At 67.8% G+C, this 19,291-nt stretch carries 13 protein-coding genes; 5 read left to right on the top strand and 8 right to left on the bottom strand.

Going from position 1 to position 19,291, the window contains the following annotated elements:
* Positions 1-143 precede the first annotated feature (143 nt).
* Positions 144-392 carry a DoxX family protein gene (locus QH470_RS31150; RefSeq protein ID WP_280275950.1) on the top strand — a complete coding sequence of 83 codons (249 nt, stop codon included), beginning with the start codon at positions 144-146 and terminating at the stop codon, positions 390-392.
* A complete protein-coding gene (locus QH470_RS31155) occupies positions 374-502 on the top strand; it encodes a hypothetical protein (protein WP_280275951.1) in 129 nt (42 codons plus the stop codon). Before QH470_RS31150 ends, QH470_RS31155 begins: the two co-directional genes overlap by 19 nt.
* On the opposite strand, the gene QH470_RS31160 is transcribed toward QH470_RS31155, so the two are convergent.
* The 3 genes from QH470_RS31160 to QH470_RS31170 all read right to left on the bottom strand — a co-directional run bounded on the left by QH470_RS31160 (position 495) and on the right by QH470_RS31170 (position 4,719).
* The gene (locus QH470_RS31160; RefSeq protein ID WP_280275952.1) at positions 495-1,235 is read right to left on the bottom strand and encodes a hypothetical protein; all 741 of its coding nucleotides are present in this window, start codon (positions 1,233-1,235) and stop codon (positions 495-497) included. The two genes, QH470_RS31155 and QH470_RS31160, sit on opposite strands and share 8 nt — an antisense overlap.
* A 2,814-nt stretch (positions 1,236-4,049) precedes the next feature.
* Positions 4,050-4,448: a hypothetical protein gene (locus QH470_RS31165; protein WP_280275953.1), complete on the bottom strand. Its 399-nt coding sequence runs from the start codon at positions 4,446-4,448 to the stop codon at positions 4,050-4,052.
* 121 nt (positions 4,449-4,569) lie between these two features.
* Entirely contained in the window at positions 4,570-4,719 is a 150-nt protein-coding gene (locus QH470_RS31170) for a hypothetical protein (protein ID WP_280275954.1), read from the bottom strand.
* Between the two features lie 321 nt (positions 4,720-5,040).
* Here QH470_RS31170 and QH470_RS31175 point away from each other — a divergent pair, with 321 nt between their 5' ends.
* On the top strand, positions 5,041-7,173 hold the full coding sequence (locus tag QH470_RS31175) for a hypothetical protein (protein WP_280275955.1): 2,133 nt from the start codon (positions 5,041-5,043) through the stop codon (positions 7,171-7,173).
* Between the two features lie 71 nt (positions 7,174-7,244).
* Here QH470_RS31175 and QH470_RS31180 read toward each other — a convergent pair whose 3' ends face one another.
* The gene (locus QH470_RS31180) at positions 7,245-9,953 is read right to left on the bottom strand and encodes an AAA family ATPase (protein ID WP_280275956.1); all 2,709 of its coding nucleotides are present in this window, start codon (positions 9,951-9,953) and stop codon (positions 7,245-7,247) included.
* A gap of 200 nt (positions 9,954-10,153) precedes the next feature.
* On the opposite strand from QH470_RS31180, the gene QH470_RS31185 reads away from it, so the two are divergent.
* Entirely contained in the window at positions 10,154-10,330 is a 177-nt protein-coding gene (locus QH470_RS31185; protein WP_280275957.1) for a hypothetical protein, read from the top strand.
* Between the two features lie 15 nt (positions 10,331-10,345).
* On the opposite strand, the gene QH470_RS31190 is transcribed toward QH470_RS31185, so the two are convergent.
* The 4 genes from QH470_RS31190 to QH470_RS31205 all read right to left on the bottom strand — a co-directional run bounded on the left by QH470_RS31190 (position 10,346) and on the right by QH470_RS31205 (position 18,131).
* Entirely contained in the window at positions 10,346-11,722 is a 1,377-nt protein-coding gene (locus QH470_RS31190) for a bifunctional lysylphosphatidylglycerol flippase/synthetase MprF (protein ID WP_280275958.1), read from the bottom strand.
* A gap of 358 nt (positions 11,723-12,080) precedes the next feature.
* A complete protein-coding gene (locus QH470_RS31195; RefSeq protein WP_280275959.1) occupies positions 12,081-15,086 on the bottom strand; it encodes a bifunctional [glutamine synthetase] adenylyltransferase/[glutamine synthetase]-adenylyl-L-tyrosine phosphorylase in 3,006 nt (1,001 codons plus the stop codon).
* A 95-nt stretch (positions 15,087-15,181) separates the two neighbouring features.
* The gene (glnA, locus tag QH470_RS31200) at positions 15,182-16,522 is read right to left on the bottom strand and encodes a type I glutamate--ammonia ligase (protein WP_280275960.1); all 1,341 of its coding nucleotides are present in this window, start codon (positions 16,520-16,522) and stop codon (positions 15,182-15,184) included.
* A gap of 58 nt (positions 16,523-16,580) precedes the next feature.
* Complete coding sequence (locus tag QH470_RS31205) at positions 16,581-18,131, bottom strand: alpha/beta hydrolase (RefSeq protein ID WP_425302817.1); 1,551 nt, start codon at positions 18,129-18,131, stop codon at positions 16,581-16,583.
* A 166-nt stretch (positions 18,132-18,297) separates the two neighbouring features.
* Here QH470_RS31205 and panB point away from each other — a divergent pair, with 166 nt between their 5' ends.
* The gene (panB, locus tag QH470_RS31210) at positions 18,298-19,152 is read left to right on the top strand and encodes a 3-methyl-2-oxobutanoate hydroxymethyltransferase (protein WP_280275962.1); all 855 of its coding nucleotides are present in this window, start codon (positions 18,298-18,300) and stop codon (positions 19,150-19,152) included.
* The last annotated feature ends 139 nt before the right edge of the window (positions 19,153-19,291 follow it).

Raw genomic sequence — 19,291 nt, forward strand, 5'->3', positions numbered from 1 at the left:
TCAATCAGCGGCCGAGGCGTCCAGAACGACGGGGCGGCCACTCCTCGCAAACCACCCAACGGCAAGAACCGATCAGCCACACCCCGCCGCCCTGGGCATCCAGAGCACCTTGCCCTGGACACCTACAACCTTATGGAGAACTGATGAACAGCTGGCTGTGGGTGGGGCAGATCGTCCTCGCCGCGTCCTTCATTGTCGGCGGACTCGCCAAGGTCGCCGTACCCAAGGACAAGCTGCGCGGCCCGATGCCGTGGGCCGACGATCTGTCGCAGCGTGCGGTGAGCGGGATCGGTGTGGTCGAGGTGCTGGGCGGCGCCGGAGTCGTGCTGCCCTGGGCGACCGGTGCGCCACGGTGCTCACGCCGATCGCGGCGGTGGGGCTTGCGCTGGTGATGGTCGGCGGGTTCGCCACTCACCTTCGCCGTACCGAATACGGCCGGTCGCTGTCCAATGTCGCGTTCTTCGTCGTCGCCGTCCTGGTCGCGATCGGACGCTTCACCTGACCAGCTGCGAATTCGACTCTGCGGCAGGATATTTCGGCACCGACCCGGCCAATGCGTCGTGCAGGATCCTGGCCGTCTTACCGGCGCGTTTGCCCTGCAGCACCACCTCTGCGAAGCCGTCGACGAGTGCCCGCGCGGGGTCCAGCGGATTGTAGGCGCCCCCGTGCAGCGAATCGGTGAGTGCGGTCTGCCACGCCAGTTCGTGCGCACCGAAGCCGCCGGCCCGGTCGAGGGCATGGCCGTATTCGCGCACGACAGCCGCATACACGGCCCGCTCGAACTTGCGTCTGGACCACCGCCCCCGCGGTTGTTCGGAGTGGTCCGGCTGGATCATGGTGCGGTCCAACACGAGCCAGAAGCCGCGGGCGTCCTCCGTGCACGGCCCGGGTCCCGTCCGCTGCACCACGCCGCCCCCGGGTTCGCTGATCTCGATGCCGCGCACCGGGATCGGGTACTTCGCATGCAGGTCGTCGAGAGCCGAGGCAATCACGCGAGCGGTGCGCGGATCCAGACCGTCCCGATCGCATCCGATGATCTCGAGGCGGCGGACAGGCGATGGCTGCTGAGGGTCCGGAAGCGGGTCCGGTGGCGGGATCTGCGGCGGTTGGCCCGGCGGAGGTTGCGACCACAGCCCGTTCACCAGCGGCTCACCGACCGCAGCTTCCGCCGACCGCCCGTCGTTCAGCCGGGTCCGCGGCCGCAACAGGTCAGCCGACGATGGGTCCGCCAACACGGGCCCACCACGAATATGCTTGGCCCCCACCGCTTCCCCCGAGGGCGGCCGAGACCGCAACGAATCCGCCGATAACGGGTCGGCCACCGGCCCACCACCGATCCCCCACTCCCCGTCCACCGGCCGGGGACGCGAAAGCTCCGCCGAGGACGGGTCGACCACCACCGGGCCGCCACCGGCGCCCTCAGACCGAGACTCCTCCTGCACAGCCTCGTCGCGGATGCCTTCCGCCGCGCGCGTTTCCGTCGATGCAGGCCGAGGCTGCAAAAGGTTGACCGATGATGGGTCGATCAATACCGGGCCGCCGAGAAGGCCTACCACCGACGGCGATTCCGTTACGACAGGCCGGGGGCGAGGCAACTCCGCCGAAGACGGTTCGGCTGGAATCGGCCCATCACCGCCCTCCGCTGAGGGAGATGCCCCCACGACAGCCCGATCACCGACACCTTCCCGCGACTCCCCCACCGTGGACCGAGGCGGAAGGAGTTCCACCGAGGATGGGTCAGCCAACACCGGCTCACCGCCGGCGTGCGTCCGAAACTCCGTCAGCGACACCTCGTTACGGGTCTCCTCCTCCCGTGCCGGCCTGGGCCGAAGAAGTCCCATCGACGAAGGATCAACCAACTCCGGCTCAGCACGAACGCGCTCCACCGATCCCGATTCCCCCAGGGCACGCCGAGGCCGCAAAAGTTCCTCCGACGACGGGTCGGCCAACACGGGCCCACCCCGCACACCCTCCGCCGACGAGGGATCAGCCAGCACCGGTCCACCGCCCACACCCGCCTCCGACCGCGGTTCCTTCACCGCAGGCCGAAAGTGCGGAACCTCCACGTGCGATGAGTCAGCCAACACGGGCTCACGAGGAACGCCTGCCTCGAACGACGGTTCCTTCGCGGCCCGGCGGGGACGCAAAAGCTCCGCCGACGACGGGTCGGCCAGCAGCGGACCACCGCGTACACCTACGGCCGACTGCGAGTCCTCCACCGCAGACCGAGGCCGCAAAAGCTCGGCTAACGACGGATCGACCAGTACCGGACCACCACGCACAACGTCCGCCGACCGCGGCCCGCCCGGCACGGCCGCACCAACGATCTCTTCCTCCGACCGCGACTCCTTCACCGCAGTCCGCGGGCGTAGAAGTTCCGCCGAGGACGGGTCAGCCAACACCGGCCCAATTTTCACGGGTCCAGCCTCCGTCGACGCGGGTCTGGGCGGCAGAACGTTCGTCGGCGACGGAGTAGCGGGGACGGGCGCACCACGATTTTCCGACGGCGGTTCCTTCGCAGCAGGCTGGGGGCGTGGAACATCCACCGGTGCCGGGTCGGCCAACGCGGGCTCGGCCGGACGAAGCTCCGACGATGGCGGCCGGGCTCGCGGCGGTCTCTTGGGCGGAGGTTGGGCTGCCAGACGCCCGGTTTGCACGCGGCCGGGCGGCAGGGGCTTGGCGGTGCCGTAGGCGTGGGTGTGCCGCGGATCGGGCTTGCGCACCGGCCGACGCGAATCGGGCTCTCCTACGGCCGAATTGGTGTCGGTCGAGGCAGCGGACGCGGAAGCCATCGGCGACTGAGCCACCGTCGCCGACGTGGCTGCCCCCGAACCTGCGGAACGTTTCGACCACGGTGTCGGACCGGATTTCCCAGCCCGCGCACCCGCTGGCGACGCAGCGACGGACTCCTGATTCTGCACAGCCTCTGATGAATCAGGCCGCACGTCCCGCACAGACGAGCCCTGCGCCCCACGCCCCGCCGAACCGACCTTCGTCCCTTGCGTCGGCGGTCCCGCCGCCGTACCGAGCATCCCCCGCCGCACCGCCCTTTCCCGCACCGAACCTCGAGTAGTCGCATCCGGCACTTCACCTCGGGTTGCTGCGCCCGGCACCACATTTCGGACCGCTGCACCCTGCACCGCACCTCGAGGTGCTGCGCCCGCCGCCGCATCTTGGATCACTGCATCCGGTGCCGCACCTCGGACTGCCGCATCCCCGGCCGCTGCGCCCGGGACCTCCACACGGGCCACTACATCGCGCAGCGCGCCTGCCGCTGCCGACACCGCGCCTGGTACCACCATGCCCGGCATGACGCCTCGGACCGCTGTATCCCCGGCCTTCCCCACGTCCACCGCACCCGGCGGCGGCGCATCCCGAGCCGCCGGGCCGGAAATCACTGCCGCAGTCTGCACATCGCCGCGAGCGTCACCCATGCGACTTTCGGCGGCGGCGATGGCCTTTTTCAATCCGTCGACAGTCAGAGAAGCCTGGACGATGAGCTGTTCGAGCGTCGACAGCAGCGCACGCAACGTGTCCGCATCGGACTGCGAGGGCTGGCTCACCGATCTCTCCTGCTCGTCGCGCCGATTCAGGGCAGGCCCATCTCGACCTCACTCCTCGGCGGCGAATCCTACTTTCCCACGCCCAGCCCGACGAAGCATCACCACCAGCGAAAACCACCCGCACAGGCATCGCCCCAACCCGCGATTCCCAGCCTTATAGCCGTACTTATAAGAGTTCTGAGTATGAAACCTCTGGTCAAGCCGGAGCGAGTGTTCAACCGGGAGCGCGAGTGGGACGGGCTGAACACCCGGTCATGGATCCGTGCTGGTTAGGCTGGCTGGGTGATCACGATCGGGGGCAGGGCCGGGAGGTTGCCCGCACCCGCGCATGTTGTCTGGGGGTCGCTCACGAAGCCGACGCGGCCGGGTGCTCGGCCGTGGCTGAACTCCTACGGCCGATAGCTCATCGCCGCGCGGTCGGCACCTGCCCGCGCCGAGAAAGCGGTGACCGGAAGGGAATTCGGACCACCGCTTCCCGGCGGCACATCAGGAGGCCAGGGCCGCGGTGATCTTGCGAGCCATCTCGACCACAGCCGGGCCGGGCTGCCCCTGCCGAGTGCGGGCGGCGGTCTCCACAGCGACGGTGACCGTATTGCGGAAATTGTCGGCCTCCGCCGGATCCTGCTGCTCGAGCAGGGTCACGGCCGCGGTCAGGGCTGGGAGCACCTGGTCCGCGAGTTCCGCGACGGTCTTCCCCGTCAGCTTGATGTCCTTGGACTTCGCCGCGAGCACGTGCCCGGACAACCCGGTCGCCGACGCCAGCGCGACGGTACCGTCGGTCGCCGCCCGGTGCGCCGAGGTGCCCGCGGCGGCCATCAGCGATACAGCGCCGTAGGCGGCAACACGCAGGGTGGACTTGTCCTGGTCGGTCAGAGTGATGGTCATGGCGTGTACTCCTTCATCGGTCGTGTCGCCCGGACCCCTTGTGGCCCGGCCGTTTTGTTCGATGTACACACTGTCGCCGCCCCGCCTGACACGCCCCTGATGCCGACCTGACACCTCCCTGTCACGGACCGGTCCACGCGCCGCCTTCCGTCGACAGCAGATACGCGGCGTCTATACAGGCCACCACACCGGCCATACGAGCACGACCAGCGGGATACCGACCGCTGACAATAGACAGGTGATGGAGAATGAGCTGTTCCAGCGTCGACACCAGCGATACCCCTAAATTGGGGGCACGACCTTTCGGGACATACTCCTCCAGCAGTAATTCTGCGGGGTACCGGGTGAGCAACGCCGAGAACTGGCGACTTCACTGATCCGAACGACATCTTGTGCGACTTAGAATCCTAACGGTGTATAGGACGACGCCGCTTTGTCGAATCTTCGACTCTTCCGAGGACCGCGTTGGTTGCGAGCCGAGAGAGTTGTGGATTCGGTGCGCGCACGCTGGACACCACGCCACGCAACTGGGCGGCAGACATGTTCGTCGCAAATCAGGTGGCGGCCGGTACACCCTTTCTTCAGAGGCACTATGACCACTTACTACTGGTACTCGTCCAAGGACCACAAACTACACCAGTCGGACCGCCCGCCGGAGTCGGGATATTACTCCACGCAGGATCACCCCGGCGGAGACGTCACCCTATACCAGGTGAACCCGGACAGCGCCGATGATCCTATACGCGTCGACGGCTGGCCCTTCGACGAGTACAAAGAAATTGGTATCGACTACCTCGCCGACGGTACGGCTTTCCATATCAAATGGCAGGATGACCTGCCGGTGTTCGACCGATTTGCGTCGGACGACCGGAACCTACCCCTGCCATGGACTAAATACCTCGGTGACCAGGATGCACCCGGGGTGGGCGATAGGATCAATTCTTTCGAACTGGAAATTCCAGTGCCGCCGAGGTCCACAGTGTCGAACGATTTGAGAACGGCTATTTCCGTGGCGAACGACGAGCTGCGGTACCTGATGTATCAGATGGGGACAGAGAGCAAAGAGAAGCCGTCGTTGTTGATCTCGCCGTCGGAGAACGACAAGAATACGATGGACAAGAATCTGACGCAGTCGTTCATGGACACGATCGCGTCGGGTGAGGCCGCGGACGGGTATTTGTCGGCGATCACCTATCTGGAAGCTCTCGCGGACGAGTGGAACAAGAAGGATTCGCAGTATCGGCTGACCGAGCAGACGCTGGGGAATTTGAACAGCCGCTACTACAAGAACATGTGGGACCGGATCCAGACGGTGCGTGAGAACATGTGGAAGAGTATGAAGTTTCTGGACCCCGAGGAGATCGCCTGGACCGAAGCGCAGTTCAGGAAATCCGAAGCGGACCGTGCCCAGATCACCAAGGATCTCGCCGACGAAAAGCAAACAGCGGCCGGGTTGCAAGAAGCGCTGCGGGAGCCCGGAATCCAGCACGTGATCGAGGAAAGGGCGCTGTACAACCTGATCCGGGAAGCGGTCGCAGGTTGCCGCGACGATGTCGTCTCCTACGTCGACACCGTTGCCGAACTGCCCTTCGACATCGGCCCACCGGCGCCCGCGCCGTCCCCGGCGCCGTCACCATCTCCTTCCCCGTCACCATCTCCATCTCCCTCCCCGCCGCCATCTCCATCTCCCACCCCGCCGCCATCTCCGTCTCCCACCCCGTCTCCGCCTCCGCCTCCGTCTCCGTCACCGTCTCCAACATCAACATCCAGCGACGCCACCAGCGACGAGGACTTCAGCAACCTGTTCAGCGATCTCGACCTGACGGGTGAGGACGGCGGCGCCCTCACCGGTGACGAGAGCGGCCTCGTCACCGCCGACGGTTCACCCATCGGCACCACCGGTAGTGGCGTCACCGCGACGCCCGCCGGCTACCAAGCGCCCGCCACCAATACCGGCGGAAGCAGCGGCGGTGGAGACGCGCTCGGCGGACTCACCTCCATCCTGCCCATGCTGACGACCATGCTCTCCGGCGGTCTCGGCGGCGCGGGCAATCTGCTCGGCGGCAACAAGGACGAAGACAAGCCCAGCGAAGCGGAAATCAACGAACGCGAGCAGGCCGCCTACGAGGCGGGCGCGCAATCACAGCAGACCGTCACCGCCCAGCAGGCCGGTTACGCTCAGCAACCCGGTGCGACCGACCCCGATGTCGCCGGCGCGCAACCCGCCGCTGTCAGCCCACCCACCGGCAACGGTAGCCCGCCGCCCGTCAACTCTCCTGGCACCATGGTCGACTTCCCCATTCGCGACGGCGTCACCCAGCAAGTCCCCACAACCGTCGCCGAGGCTCTCAACCGCCAGCTCCACGACGGCGCGACCGACGCCGATGCCGCCTACGCCGGCACTCCCGGCGAATCGACCGGCGACCACCGCTGGACCATCGTCAACGATCTCGACAAGCTCCGAACCGGCGACATCGTCCAGTGGTCCAACCACAGCGCCCTCATCGTCGTCGACAACGGCACCGTCAGCTACGTCGACAACGGCCGATTCCTCCCCCTCGACCCACACAATCCTCAGAACGGCAGCAGCTACGGCGCGTTCCAGGGATTCCGCCACCCTTCGGGCATTCCCGACCCCGACAACACCGCCGTCAGCGTGGCCACCGCCCCACCCACCATAACCACCGCCCAGGACCCCAGCGCCGACGAACCACCGAAAATCTGACACCTGCGCCCGACACCGTCCAGATGGCATCGTCGGGAACCCGAGAAGACCACCGATACAACGGTCGACGCTCACCGTTGTCGCCCGGTGAGGATGACCCGGATAAGGTCGGCGCGCGATCCGATGTCCAGCTTGTTGAAGATCTTTCGCAGGTGGTAGTCGATCGTTCGGGCACCGAGGAACATCTGAGCGGCGATTTCGCGGTTGGTGTAGCCCTGCGCAACGGCCTGCGCGATGCGCACCTCCTGGGGCGTGAGCATCTCGACCTCACTCGAGCGTGCCGGGTCCTCCACAATCTCCCCGGCCGCACGCAACTCGGCGCGAGCCCTATCTGCCCACGCCGAGGCACCCAGCGATTGAAAGGTCTCGAATGCCTCCCGCAATGGGCGGCGGGCCTCGGTCCGGCGGCGGCGCCGACGCAGGTACTCCCCGTACAGCAGCCGAGTCCGAGCGGACTCTATCGGCTGGTCACCGTATCCGTGCAGTTCGAGGGCACGATCGAAGGCACCTTCAGCATCCTCGGGCTCGGCGAGCAATGCCTCGCACCGCGCCACCAGTGCGCTCGGTTCCGGTGCGCCGGTCGACGCGGCCTGCCGAAGCGACGCGAAAGCCTTGGTCGCGAGGTCGCGTTTGCCGGCTTGAACGGCAGCCTCCACCAGATCCGGTGCGGACATCAGAATGACCCCTGGATGAACGAAATCGCTCGGTGATTGGAGATATGTCAGTGCCGAATCAGGTCGGCCGGCGACCAGGTCGATCAGCCCCAGGGCGCGCCTGGCGGTGGTGACGACGACCGCCAGGCGGCGGGGAATCGCTTCGGCCAAGGCCTCATCGGCAAGGTCACGTGCGTTTTGATCTCGTCCTTCCAGCGCCGCGAGCAGAGCCAGAGTGCTGCGGTACCAGCAACTCGCGTTGCTCAGCCCGATCTCGTCGGCGAGGCGATGCCCCTCCTCCGCGGAGACCCCCGCGGAGCGGAGGCGCCCACTGGCGAGGTCGTCGATCACCGAGCGCTCCAGCGCCCAGATCAGAAATATGACCGCTCCGGTGTCCCGGGCGTGCCGCACGGCCGTCCGGTTCAGTCGTCGGCCCCGGTCTCGCTCGCCCAGGCTTCTCAGCATTCCACTGGCCCCGAGCAGCATGGCGGGATCGGTGAACGCCTCCACGGCATCCAGGTCGGCGGAGGACAATTTGTGCGGTCGCCCCGTCCGGGCGCGGCATGCTCCGCGGAACAGTCTGAGGAGCGCATCGTGAGAGCTGTTGTCGGAGAGCGACAATCGCTCGACGATCTCCGCGAGTCCCGACCATTCGGTGGGCAGGTTCGCGTGAAAGCTGGCTTCTTCCCAGACTATCAACGACAGAATCGCCTGCTGTGGATCGGCTTCCACGATCGCCGGCATCAGCGGGCCGAGCATGGCCATCGCGTCGCTCGGCGTCCCCGTGTGCAACTCCATCAACGAGCGCAGCCACAGGACGTCGCGACGCAACGACTCCTCGGGCGGCCCTTCTCTGTCGATCAATTCGAGCATAAGTGCCGCTCGATCGGCGTCACCGCTGTGGAACCACGCCACAGCCGATTCGAGATACCGCTGGTAACGACGGGGACCGCCGGTACTCAGGTCGCCTGCCCGGGCGAGCAGCGCCGCCGCGGTTGCCGTGCTGACCTGGATGCCGCGGCCCGCCCGCTCGATCCGATCGGCCACTTCGTCGTCCGGACCGTCGACCGCCTGTCCCAGATGCCACGCGCAACGTACGAGGTCCGCGGCCGAAGTCAGCACCGCAGCAAGTGCACGATGCGCAGCGCGCCGATCCGATGCGGCGGCGCCGTGGTAGACGGCCGCGCGGATCAGGGGGTGGCGAAAAGCGATCGCCCCCGTGTCCGTCTCGATGAGCTCGTCCAGCGTGCCGAGTTCTGCCGTCGGAGCCGCATCGAATTCGGCTGCCGCCGACGCCAGGAGATCGCGACGGATGTGGCCTGCGGCCGCAACCAGGAGCAGCAGCCGCCCCACCGATGGAGTGTGCCGCAGCACCCGCGCAAGGAAGGCCTCGCGCAACGTGTCCGCCAGCAGCACGGGCGCCGACAGCGATGGGCCGTGCGGAATTGCACCGACAGGCAACTCGATGATTGCCAGTGGATTGCCTGCCGTCGCCTCCAGAACGAGTTCCCGCTGCGCCCGCGACAGCCGCGACCGTGTCCGCTCGGACAGTAGGCGCATCGCGGCTCCACGCTCCAACGCCTCCAACGGCATGTCCACAGCACCCGACACCACGACGGACGGTTGCTCGCTCGTCCTGGAACTCAGCACCAGCACGATCGGCTCAGAGTCCAGCCGCCTGCCTACGAACTCCAAAACCCGCGCCGAGGCGCGGTCGATCCACTGGACGTCATCGACCAAGCACACCACCGGCCGACCGGAGGCCAGTTCCGACAGCAACGACAGCGTCGCGAGACCTACCAGAAAGGATTCGGGCGCGGGGCCCGCGGCCAAGCCGAACACAACTCCGAGTGCCGAAGATTGCGGGGCAGGCAACCGGTCGACCCGGTCCAGCACCGGCAGGAGCAATTGGTGCAACGTCGCGTAACCGAAGTCGGCCTCGGCTTCGGCACTCGTGGCTCGCAGCACCGACGTCTCCGAAACCGCGGCGGCAAGGTGGTCCAAGAGCGCGGTTTTGCCGATCCCGGGCTCTCCGTGCAGGCTGACCACCGCACCACATCCGGTGGTGTGTGCACGATCCACCAGGGCGACAAGCGCATTCTGCTCTTTATCTCGACCGTACAGCACACTTCGAGACTAATTCGGTTCGGCAGCCTGGAGATTCGCCACCTCCGGGAAACCCGGACGGTCTCCCGAATTCTGCAGCGCGGGCTGTCCCGGGTTATTGTCCGCCCGGTTGCGAGAATCCGGACACGCATTGTAGGTGCCGGTTGGCATTCTAGGAACAGGCGCTCCGAGACACGGGGCGGGAGATAGAGGAGGCAGCGGTGGGGATGTTCGATGCCATCCGGCGAGGGCGCACGGCCAAGCTCGAGAAGGCTCGGACCGCGGCGTACGAGAAGGCGATTCGGGGCGGGGCTTCGGAAACGGAAGCCGCGGCCGTCGCGGACGAAGCCGCCGAACGCGCGGCTCGCCGACGGCGGTTGCTGCTGTTCGGAAGCTGAGTTCTCGCCGCCGGTTCAGTCCTGCCTGCGGTGCGGAACGAACTCCAGGGTCAGCAAAGCCGCTGCGGTGAAGACGATTTCGCGCCAGCGGATGAGGACGAAGCGGTCGTCGCCGAAGGAGTTGAACTTGCGCAGGAAGCGATACAGCGATTCCAGGCGGATCAGCGGGTCCAGGGTGCGGGCGGCGACGTAGACGGCCTGGCGGGAACGGGTGCGTTCCTTTTCGGCGAACAGCTCGGGGAAGGCCGCGAACGCCAGCGAGATGCGCTGGACGCCCTTGTCGCGGCCGTAGTCGACCAAGTCCACGATCATGCGCTCGTCCAGGCCGTTGGGGGCGTCCTTGCGACGCCACGGCACGTCCAGGCTCAGCTCGGTGCCGCCGTTGGACTCGCCGTAGCGCTGGAAGCCGACCACCCGGTCGTCCGCGTCGCGGGCGATGACCAACAGCATGCCGGGATGCCGCCCGTCGAGCAGATGGTCGAGGATCATCGAGAAACCGCGCGTCTGATGGCCTTTGCCCCACTCGTCCACGATGTCGAACAGAGTCGAGCGCAGCGACGCGCCGATCTCGATCTCCTTGACGATCTTGGTGGTCACCCCGAAGTTGCGGGTGCGGCTGACAGCCTGGCGCAGGTTGCGGAACTTGCGGCCCACCATGTCGAAGTGCTCGACGTCGATCACCACGTCGCGGCCGATCGGAATGGCCCGCAATCCGTGATGGTCCACGGCCCGTCCGCGCCACAGCTCGGTCAGCTCCGGACTGGCGCCGAGTACCGCGATGCGCCAGCCGTGGTTCATCGCGAACTCGGAGAACTCGCCGATCAGGGCGGGGAACTCGGCGCGATTGCCGACCGGGTCACCGGCCACCACCGCGATGCCGAATCGGGCCCGATAGCCCACGGCCGCGGTCGAATTGGCGTTGAAGAAATACGACTTCGCCGAATGCAGGGCGAAGGGCGCGAGCGGGTCGCCGACGGTCCGGTCGACCAGTGCCGCCACCCGGTACTGCTGCTCGGGCTGCGGGCGCGAGTTCTGCGGCAGCATCAGGATGAACCCGGTGGACGCCAGGCAGACGAAGCCGACGCCGGAGTGACCGTTGTGGTAGGTGACGTTGGAGACACCGAGCACCAGGACCGCCACCGTGAAATGCGGCAGCGTGATCGGCCGCCGCAGGTGCAGCCCGCGCGCCACGAACAGGCCCGACAGCGACACGGCCACGAACCAGCCGTGATCCACACCCTCGCGGGACGCCCGGTCGGCCGCGTACACCAGCACCACGCCGACGAGCACCAGCACCACGATCAACGGCACCCGGACCGCGCGAGTGGGCGACAGCGCCGCGTCCCGGTAGGTCCGCCGGTAGCCGGCGACGGCAGAGTTCAGTTCGGGCACGGCACAGCCCCCGGCCATACGCCCACGAACATCCTCGTCATGTCCGTCCTCCCGATGATCGCGTCCCGCACCACAAGAATGCAGAACAAACGTTCCGGTCGGTAGTACCTGAAGCGACGACACCGCGACAACACGGTTCCCATCGGCGAGGCACTCCCCCGGATCGGTATCCACCTGAATCATAGGATGAATCCCACGGCGCAACGCGCACGTAATTCAACGGATACTCCCCCGCCGGTGTTCCCGCAATGGGTTTATGCGTTGTGCCACACCGTGATCCACCCGTGCCCGGCGTGCGACCCGGGATCGTAATTTCCGCAGGTCGGCTGGCCCACATCCGGACCCGCCGACCCGCCCCTCAGCTCCCGAACACGCGCTCCACGACGGTCTTGGCCCGCCTCGTCACCCGCATGTAGTGGTCGAGGAATTCACTGCCGTCGTCGTTGGGCCACCCAGCGACCTTGGCGACAGCCGATAGTAGGCGGCCCGGGCCGGGCAGCTGATCGGCCGGTTTCCCGCGAACCAGGACGAGGGCGTTGCGGGCGCGGGTCGCGGTCAGCCAGGCGTCGCGCAGTAGTTCCACGTCGTCGGCGCCGAGCAGGTCGGCGCGCTCGATGGCGTCCAGGGACTCCAGCGTGGACGTGTTGTGCAGTTGCGGCACCTCGTGGGCGTGGCGCAACTGCATCAGCTGCACGGTCCATTCGATGTCGGCGAGTCCGCCGCGACCCAGCTTGGTGTGGGTCGCGGGATTGGCGCCGCGCGGCAGCCGCTCGGAGTCGACCCGGGCCTTGATCCGGCGGATCTCGCGCACCGCCTCCGCGGACACCCCGCCCTCGGGATAGCGCACCTTGTCGATCATGTGCAGGAACCGCACGCCCAGCTCCTGATCTCCGGCGATCTGATGGGCGCGCAGCAGCGCCTGCACCTCCCACGGCTGGGCCCATTGCTGGTAGTAGGCCTGATAGGCGCCCAGCGTGCGCACCAGCGGCCCGTTGCGGCCCTCCGGGCGCAGGCCCGCGTCGACCTGTAGCGGCGGATCGGTGCTCGGCGCGCCCAGCAGCCGCTGCACCTGTTCGGCGACGCCGATCGCCCACTTCACCGCGACCGTCTCGTCCGCGCCGGGCCGCGGGTCGCAGACGAACAGCACGTCGGCGTCGGAGCCGTACCCCAGTTCCTTGCCGCCGAGCCGGCCCATGCCGATGACCGCGATGTCGGCGGGCGCGGGCGCACCCGACTCGGCCTCGCTCGCCCGGATCAGCGCCAGCAGCGCGGCCTCGAGCACCGCCACCCACACCGAGGACAGCGCGCTGCACACCCGCGGCACCTCGAGCATGCCGAGCACATCGGCCGACGCGACGCGGGCCAGTTCGTGGCGGCGCAGCGAGCGGGCGGTGGCGATCGCGCGCTTCGGATCGTCGTAGCGGGCGGCGCCGGCGAGGATGCCGGTGCGCACGTCGTAGAGCTTGGGCGACAACAACAGTGGGCCGGTCGGTCCGTCGGCGAACATGCGGATCGTCTCGGGGGCGTTGATCAGCAGGTCCGGCAGGTAGGCCGACGAGCCGAGCACGATCATCAGCCGCTCGGCGACGGCGCCCTCGTCGCGCAGTTCGCGCAGGAACCAGGTCTGCGACTCCAGGCCCTCCGAGATCCGGCGGTAGGCCAGCAGGCCCTGATCGGGATTGGGCGTCTCGCCCAGCCACTCCAGCAGCGTCGGCAGCAGCAGCGCCTGGATACGACCCTTGCGGCCGATCTCACCGGTGAGCGCCTTCAGGTGACCGAGGGCGTTCTCCGGCGCGGCGTATCCGAGCGCGGCGAGCTGCCGCACCGCGGCCTGCGGGCTCAGCCGCAGCGCGGCGGCGTCCAGGCGGGCCACCGATTCCAGCAGCGGCCGGTAGAACAGCTTGGCGTGCAGGCGCCGCACCCGCAGCCCGTTGCGTTTGATCTCGCTGCGCAGCACGCCCACCGCGTCCTGACGGCCGTCGGGACGCATGTGCGCCGCGCGCGCCAGCCAGCGCATACCCTCCTCGTCGTCGGTGGCGGGCAGGGTGTGGGTGCGCTTGAGCCGCTGCAGTTGCAGCCGGTGCTCGAGCAGGCGCAGGAACTCGTAGGAGGCGGTGAGGTTGGCGGCGTCGTCGCGGCCCACGTAACCGCCGGCGGCCAGCGCGGTCAGCGCCTCGACCGTGCCCTGTACATGCAGCGACTCGTCTGCCTTGCCGTGTACCAATTGCAGGAGCTGCACGGCGAATTCGACGTCGCGCAGGCTGCCGTGGCCCAGCTTCAGCTCCCGCTCGCGCAGGTCCGCCGGGACCAGGTCCTCGACGCGGCGGCGCATGGTCTGCACGTCCGCGACGAAATCCGGCCGCTCCGAGGCGTTCCAGACCATCGGCATGACCGCGGCCCGGTACTGCTCGCCCAGTTCCAGATCACCGGTGGCGGGCCGATTCTTCAACAACGCCTGGAACTCCCAGGTGCGCGCCCACCGCTTGTAGTAGGCGAGGTGGGACTCGAGGGTGCGTACCAGCGCGCCCGCCTTGCCCTCCGGCCGCAGCGCGGCGTCCACCTCGAAGAAGGCGTTTCCGGCGACCGTCATCAGCTCGGCGGCGAGCCGGGTGGCGGTGTTGTCGGCGGGCTCGGCGACGAACACCACGTCCACGTCGGAGACGTAATTCAGTTCGCGCGCACCGCATTTGCCCATCGCGATCACCGCGAGCCGCACCGGGACCGGACCGTCCGGGCACACCCGCGCCACCGCGACCGACAGCGCCGCGGTCAACGCCGCGTCCGCCAGATCGGTGAGATGGCGGCCGACCTGCTGGTACGGCAGGACCGGCTCGTCCTCCACGGTGGCGGCCAGGTCGTGGGCGGCCAGCAACATCAACTGGTCGCGATATCGCTTGCGCAACAACGCGATTGCCTCGGGGCCCGCGATGGATGCGCGATACAACGTAGAGGTGGTGTGTGGTTCGGGTACGGCCTCGACGGCATCGAGCAGATCCGCGACCAGTTCCGCGGGCGCGGGCAATTCCCCGCGGCGCAATAGTTTCCAGGTATCCGGCTCGGCCACCAGGTGGTCGGCGAATGCGCTGGAGGACCCGATCAGCGCGAACAGTCGGCCTCGCAGGGAGATCTCGCTCCGTAGCGCCTCGTCCAATTCGTCCCAGCGGGGGCCGAGCTGTTCGCGCAAACGCACCAGCGTCAGTAACGCCAGGTCGGCGTCGGGGGCGCGCGACAGCGCCCACAGCAGCGGAATGCTTTCTACGTTGTCCCACGCCAATTCTCGCAGCGAATCGGCGGCCGTCGGTTCGAGCAGCCCGAGCCGACCGGCGCCGGGCACCGCGGAACGGGCAGTCGGTGGCCGTACCATGCCCCACAAATTACAGGGTCGGCGGCGGCCGCCGAGGACACATCCCCGGGAACGGAGAAAGTGTTCTCAGTTCGTGCCGCGACCGGACACCTACCTCACAGATCGAGGTATTCCTGGAGTTCCCACTGCGTAATCTGCGCGCGGTAGCCCGCCCACTCCCGGCGCTTGTTGCGCAGGAAGAAGTCGAACACGTGCTCGCCGAGGGTCTCCGCGACCAGCTCCGAACGCTCCATCGCCTTGAGCGCCTCGTCCAGGCTGCCCGGCAGTTCCTTGAAGCCCATGGCGCGACGCTCGGCCGTGGTCAGCGACCACACGTCGTCCTCGGCCTCCGGCGGCAGCGTGTAGCCCTTCTCGACCCCGCGCAGCCCGGCGGCCAGCAGCACCGCGAACGACAGGTACGGGTTGCACGCCGAATCGGGGCTGCGGATCTCGACGCGCCGCGAGGACTGCTTGTTCGGCGTGTACATCGGCACACGCACCAGCGCCGAGCGATTGGACCGGCCCCAGGAGGCCGCCGTCGGCGCCTCGCCGCCGTGGATCAGGCGCTTGTAGGAATTGACCCACTGGTTGGTGACCGCGCTGATCTCGTTGGCGTGCTCGAGGATGCCCGCGATGAACGCCCGCGCGGTCTCCGACAGGTTGTTCGGATCGTCCGGGTCGGCAAAGGCGTTCTGCTCGCCCTCGAACAGGCTCATGTGAGTGTGCATCGCCGAACCCGGGTGCGCGGCGAACGGCTTGGGCATGAAGGTCGCGCGGACGCCCTCGTCGATGGCCACCTCTTTGATGAGGTAGCGGAAGGTCATCACGTTGTCGGCCATCGACAGCGCGTCGGCGTAGCGCAGGTCGATCTCCTGCTGGCCGGGCGCGCCCTCGTGGTGGCTGAACTCCACCGAGATGCCCATCGACTCCAGCGCGTCGATGGCGTGGCGGCGGAAGTTCGGGGCCTCGTTGTGCACGGCCTGGTCGAAGAAGCCGCCCTTGTCCACCGGCACCGGGTCGCCCTTGGTGTCCATCTCGGCCTTCACCAGGAAGAACTCGATCTCCGGATGCACGTAGCAGCTGAAGCCGAGATCGCCGGCCTTGTTCAGCTGCCGCCGCAGCACGTGCCGGGGGTCGGCCCACGACGGCGAGCCGTCCGGCATCGCGATGTCGCAGAACATGCGCGCCGAGTGCTGATGTCCCTTGCTGGACGCCCACGGCAACACCTGGAACGTCGACGGGTCGGGCCGGGCGACCATGTCGGCCTCCGACACGCGGGCGAAGCCCTCGATGGCCGAACCGTCGAACCCGATGCCCTCCTCGAAGGCGCCCTCCAGCTCAGCGGGCGCGATCGCGACCGACTTCAGGTACCCCAGCACGTCGGTGAACCAGAGTCGTACGAAGCGGATGTCCCGCTCCTCGAGCGTCCGCAGCACGAATTCCTTCTGGCGATCCATACGCGCGAGCGTAAGCACCCGGCGTTAAATCCGTGTTACATAGCCATTGTCAGGCAAATTAACCGCATGTGAGACCGGCCGGCGGCTCGGTCAGATCGGTGAGATAGCTGATCACCGCGTCGTCCACGCACGGCACGCCGCCCGACAGGAACGCCGTGTGGCGGGTGCCCTTGTTCGTGATCAGCGCCGCGTTCAGCTCCTTGGCCAGGTTCACGCCCGCCTCGTAGGGGGTCGCGGGGTCCTGGGTCGTGGAGACGACGACCGTCTTCGGCAACCCCGACACGGTGATGTTGTGCGGGGTGGACGAACTCGGCACCGGCCAGAACGCGCACAGCTCGAGCGGCGCCTGCCCGCTCGCGTGGCCATCGTCGAGGAAGGGGGCGACCTTGCGGTACTCGGCGTCCTGCTTGTCGGCCACCGCGCGGTCCTTCACGGCCGGGTCGTCGACGCAGTGGATGGCCATGAAGGCGTCCTGGGAGTTGTCGTAGGTGCCGTCCTGGCGACGGCCGTCGTAGAGGTCGGCCAGGCGCAGCAGGATGTCGCCCTTGCCGGTGGCGAGCTGAGAGAGCCCGGCGCTCAGCACATTCCAGTTGTCCTCGGCGTAGAGGGTGTTCTGCACGCCGGTGATCGCGTCGCCGTAGGTGAGCGGGCGGCCGTCGTCGGTGGTCGCCGGACGGTCCCACAGCGGACCGACCAAGGCTTGGAACCGCGCCACGGACTGGGCCGGGTCCGCGCCCAGCGGGCAGTCCGGCTGCCGCGCGCAATCGGTGGCGTATTCGTTGAACGCCTGCTGGAAGCCGGCCGCCTGCTGCACCGATTCCTGCACCGGATCGGCATCCGGGTCCAACGCGCCGTCGAGCACCAGCGCGCGCACCCGGTCCGGGAACTTCTCGGCGTAGGACGAGCCCAAGCGAGTGCCGTAGGAATAGCCGACGTAGTTGAGCTTCTCGTCGCCGAGCACCGCGCGGATCACGTCCATGTCTTGCACCACCTCCCGCGTACCGACATGCGCGAGGAAGTCGTTGCCGGTGCGCTCGGTGCAGCGGGAGGCGAACTGCTTGTTCTCGTCCTCGGCCGCGGTGATGCCGGTGGGGCTGTTGTCCTTCGGCGGTTCGGCGCGTTCGTCGTCCCATTCCTCGGCCGTCATGCAGGAGATCAACGGGGTGGACGCGCCGACGCCGCGCACGTCGAACCCGATGCGGTCGAAGCGTTCCGCGAGCGGAGTGTCCTGCCCCTGCTGCGACATCCACAGTCCCGGCTGGCCCGGACCGCCCGGATTGAACAGCAGCGAGCCGATGCGCTGGCCCGTCGCCTTGATCCGGGAGATCGCGACCTGCGCGGTCGCGCCGTCGGGCCGGGCGTAGTCGACCGGCACGGTGACCCGGGTGCACTCGGCCGTCTTGGGGAAGCGGTCGGTCGCGTCGCCGAAGTTGTCGCAGCTGCTCCACTCCGGCGCCTGGGTGTAGAACTTCTCCAGATTCGCCGGAGACGGCGTCACCGCCGGGGGCGTGGTCGTCTCGTTGTTCGACGATGTGGAGCAGGCGGTGACCACCAAGGGGGCCACACACAGCAGGGCCACCGCGGCTACGAGACGGCCGGTTCGCGACAAGGGCATGCGAACGATCCAACCAGACGAACCTGTGTGATGAATTGCATGGTCGGCACGCCTTAAACGGGGTGTCCGGCCGGTGGCACACTGGACGGGTCCGCAATGGACGAGTCACGACAACCCGGGGACCCGTACGGGCCTCGAGGAGACGACGAAAGGGACGATGATGTCCGCATCCGAAAAGTCCGCCGAAACCGCTGCCTATGGCGCCGCACCGACAACTTCCCGCCGGAAGACGCGAGTACAGCACCTGCAGCAATTGAAGGCCGCGGGCGAGAAGTGGTCCATGCTCACCGCCTACGACTACTCCACGGCAAAACTGTTCGAAGAGGCCGGGATTCCGGTGCTGCTGGTCGGCGATTCGGCCGCCAACGTGGTGTACGGCTACGACACCACCGTGCCGATCACGATCGACGAGCTGGTTCCGCTGGTGCGCGGCGTGGTGCGGGGCGCACCGCACGCGCTGGTGGTCGCGGACCTGCCGTTCGGCAGCTACGAGGCCTCCCCCGAACTCGCGCTGGCCTCGGCCACCCGGTTCATGAAGGAGGGCGGCGCGCACGCGGTGAAACTCGAAGGCGGCGAACGGGTTTCCGAGCACATCGCGCGGCTCACCGCCGCCGGTATCCCGGTGATGGCGCACATCGGATTCACCCCGCAGAGCGTCAATACCCTCGGCGGGTTCCGCGTGCAGGGCCGCGGCGACGGCGCCGAGCAGCTCGTCGCCGACGCCATCGCGGTGCAGGAGGCGGGCGCGTTCGCGGTGGTCATGGAGATGGTGCCGGCCGAACTGGCCGGTCAGGTCACCCGCAAGCTGACCATCCCCACCGTCGGCATCGGCGCCGGCGTGGACTGCGACGCGCAGGTGCTGGTGTGGCAGGACATGGCCGCCTACACCAGCGGCAAGACCGCCAAGTTCGTCAAGCACTTCGCCCAGCTCGGCGATCAGCTCCGCAACGCCGCGGCCGCCTACGCCGACGAGGTCCGGCGCGGGGTGTTCCCGGCTCCTGAACACAGCTTCTGAGGTTGTCGGCGGCACGTTTCCGGTTCACCGGGGGCGTGCCGCCGCTGCGCCGGTGGACGAGGGCGGGGCGGGCTTGCTCTCCGCGGCGGGGACGACGTCGGTCGGTGATCGGTGGCAGACTCGAAGTCCGACCGAGCAC

Source organism: Nocardia wallacei (assembly GCF_029868745.1).
Lineage (GTDB): Bacteria > Actinomycetota > Actinomycetes > Mycobacteriales > Mycobacteriaceae > Nocardia > Nocardia wallacei_B.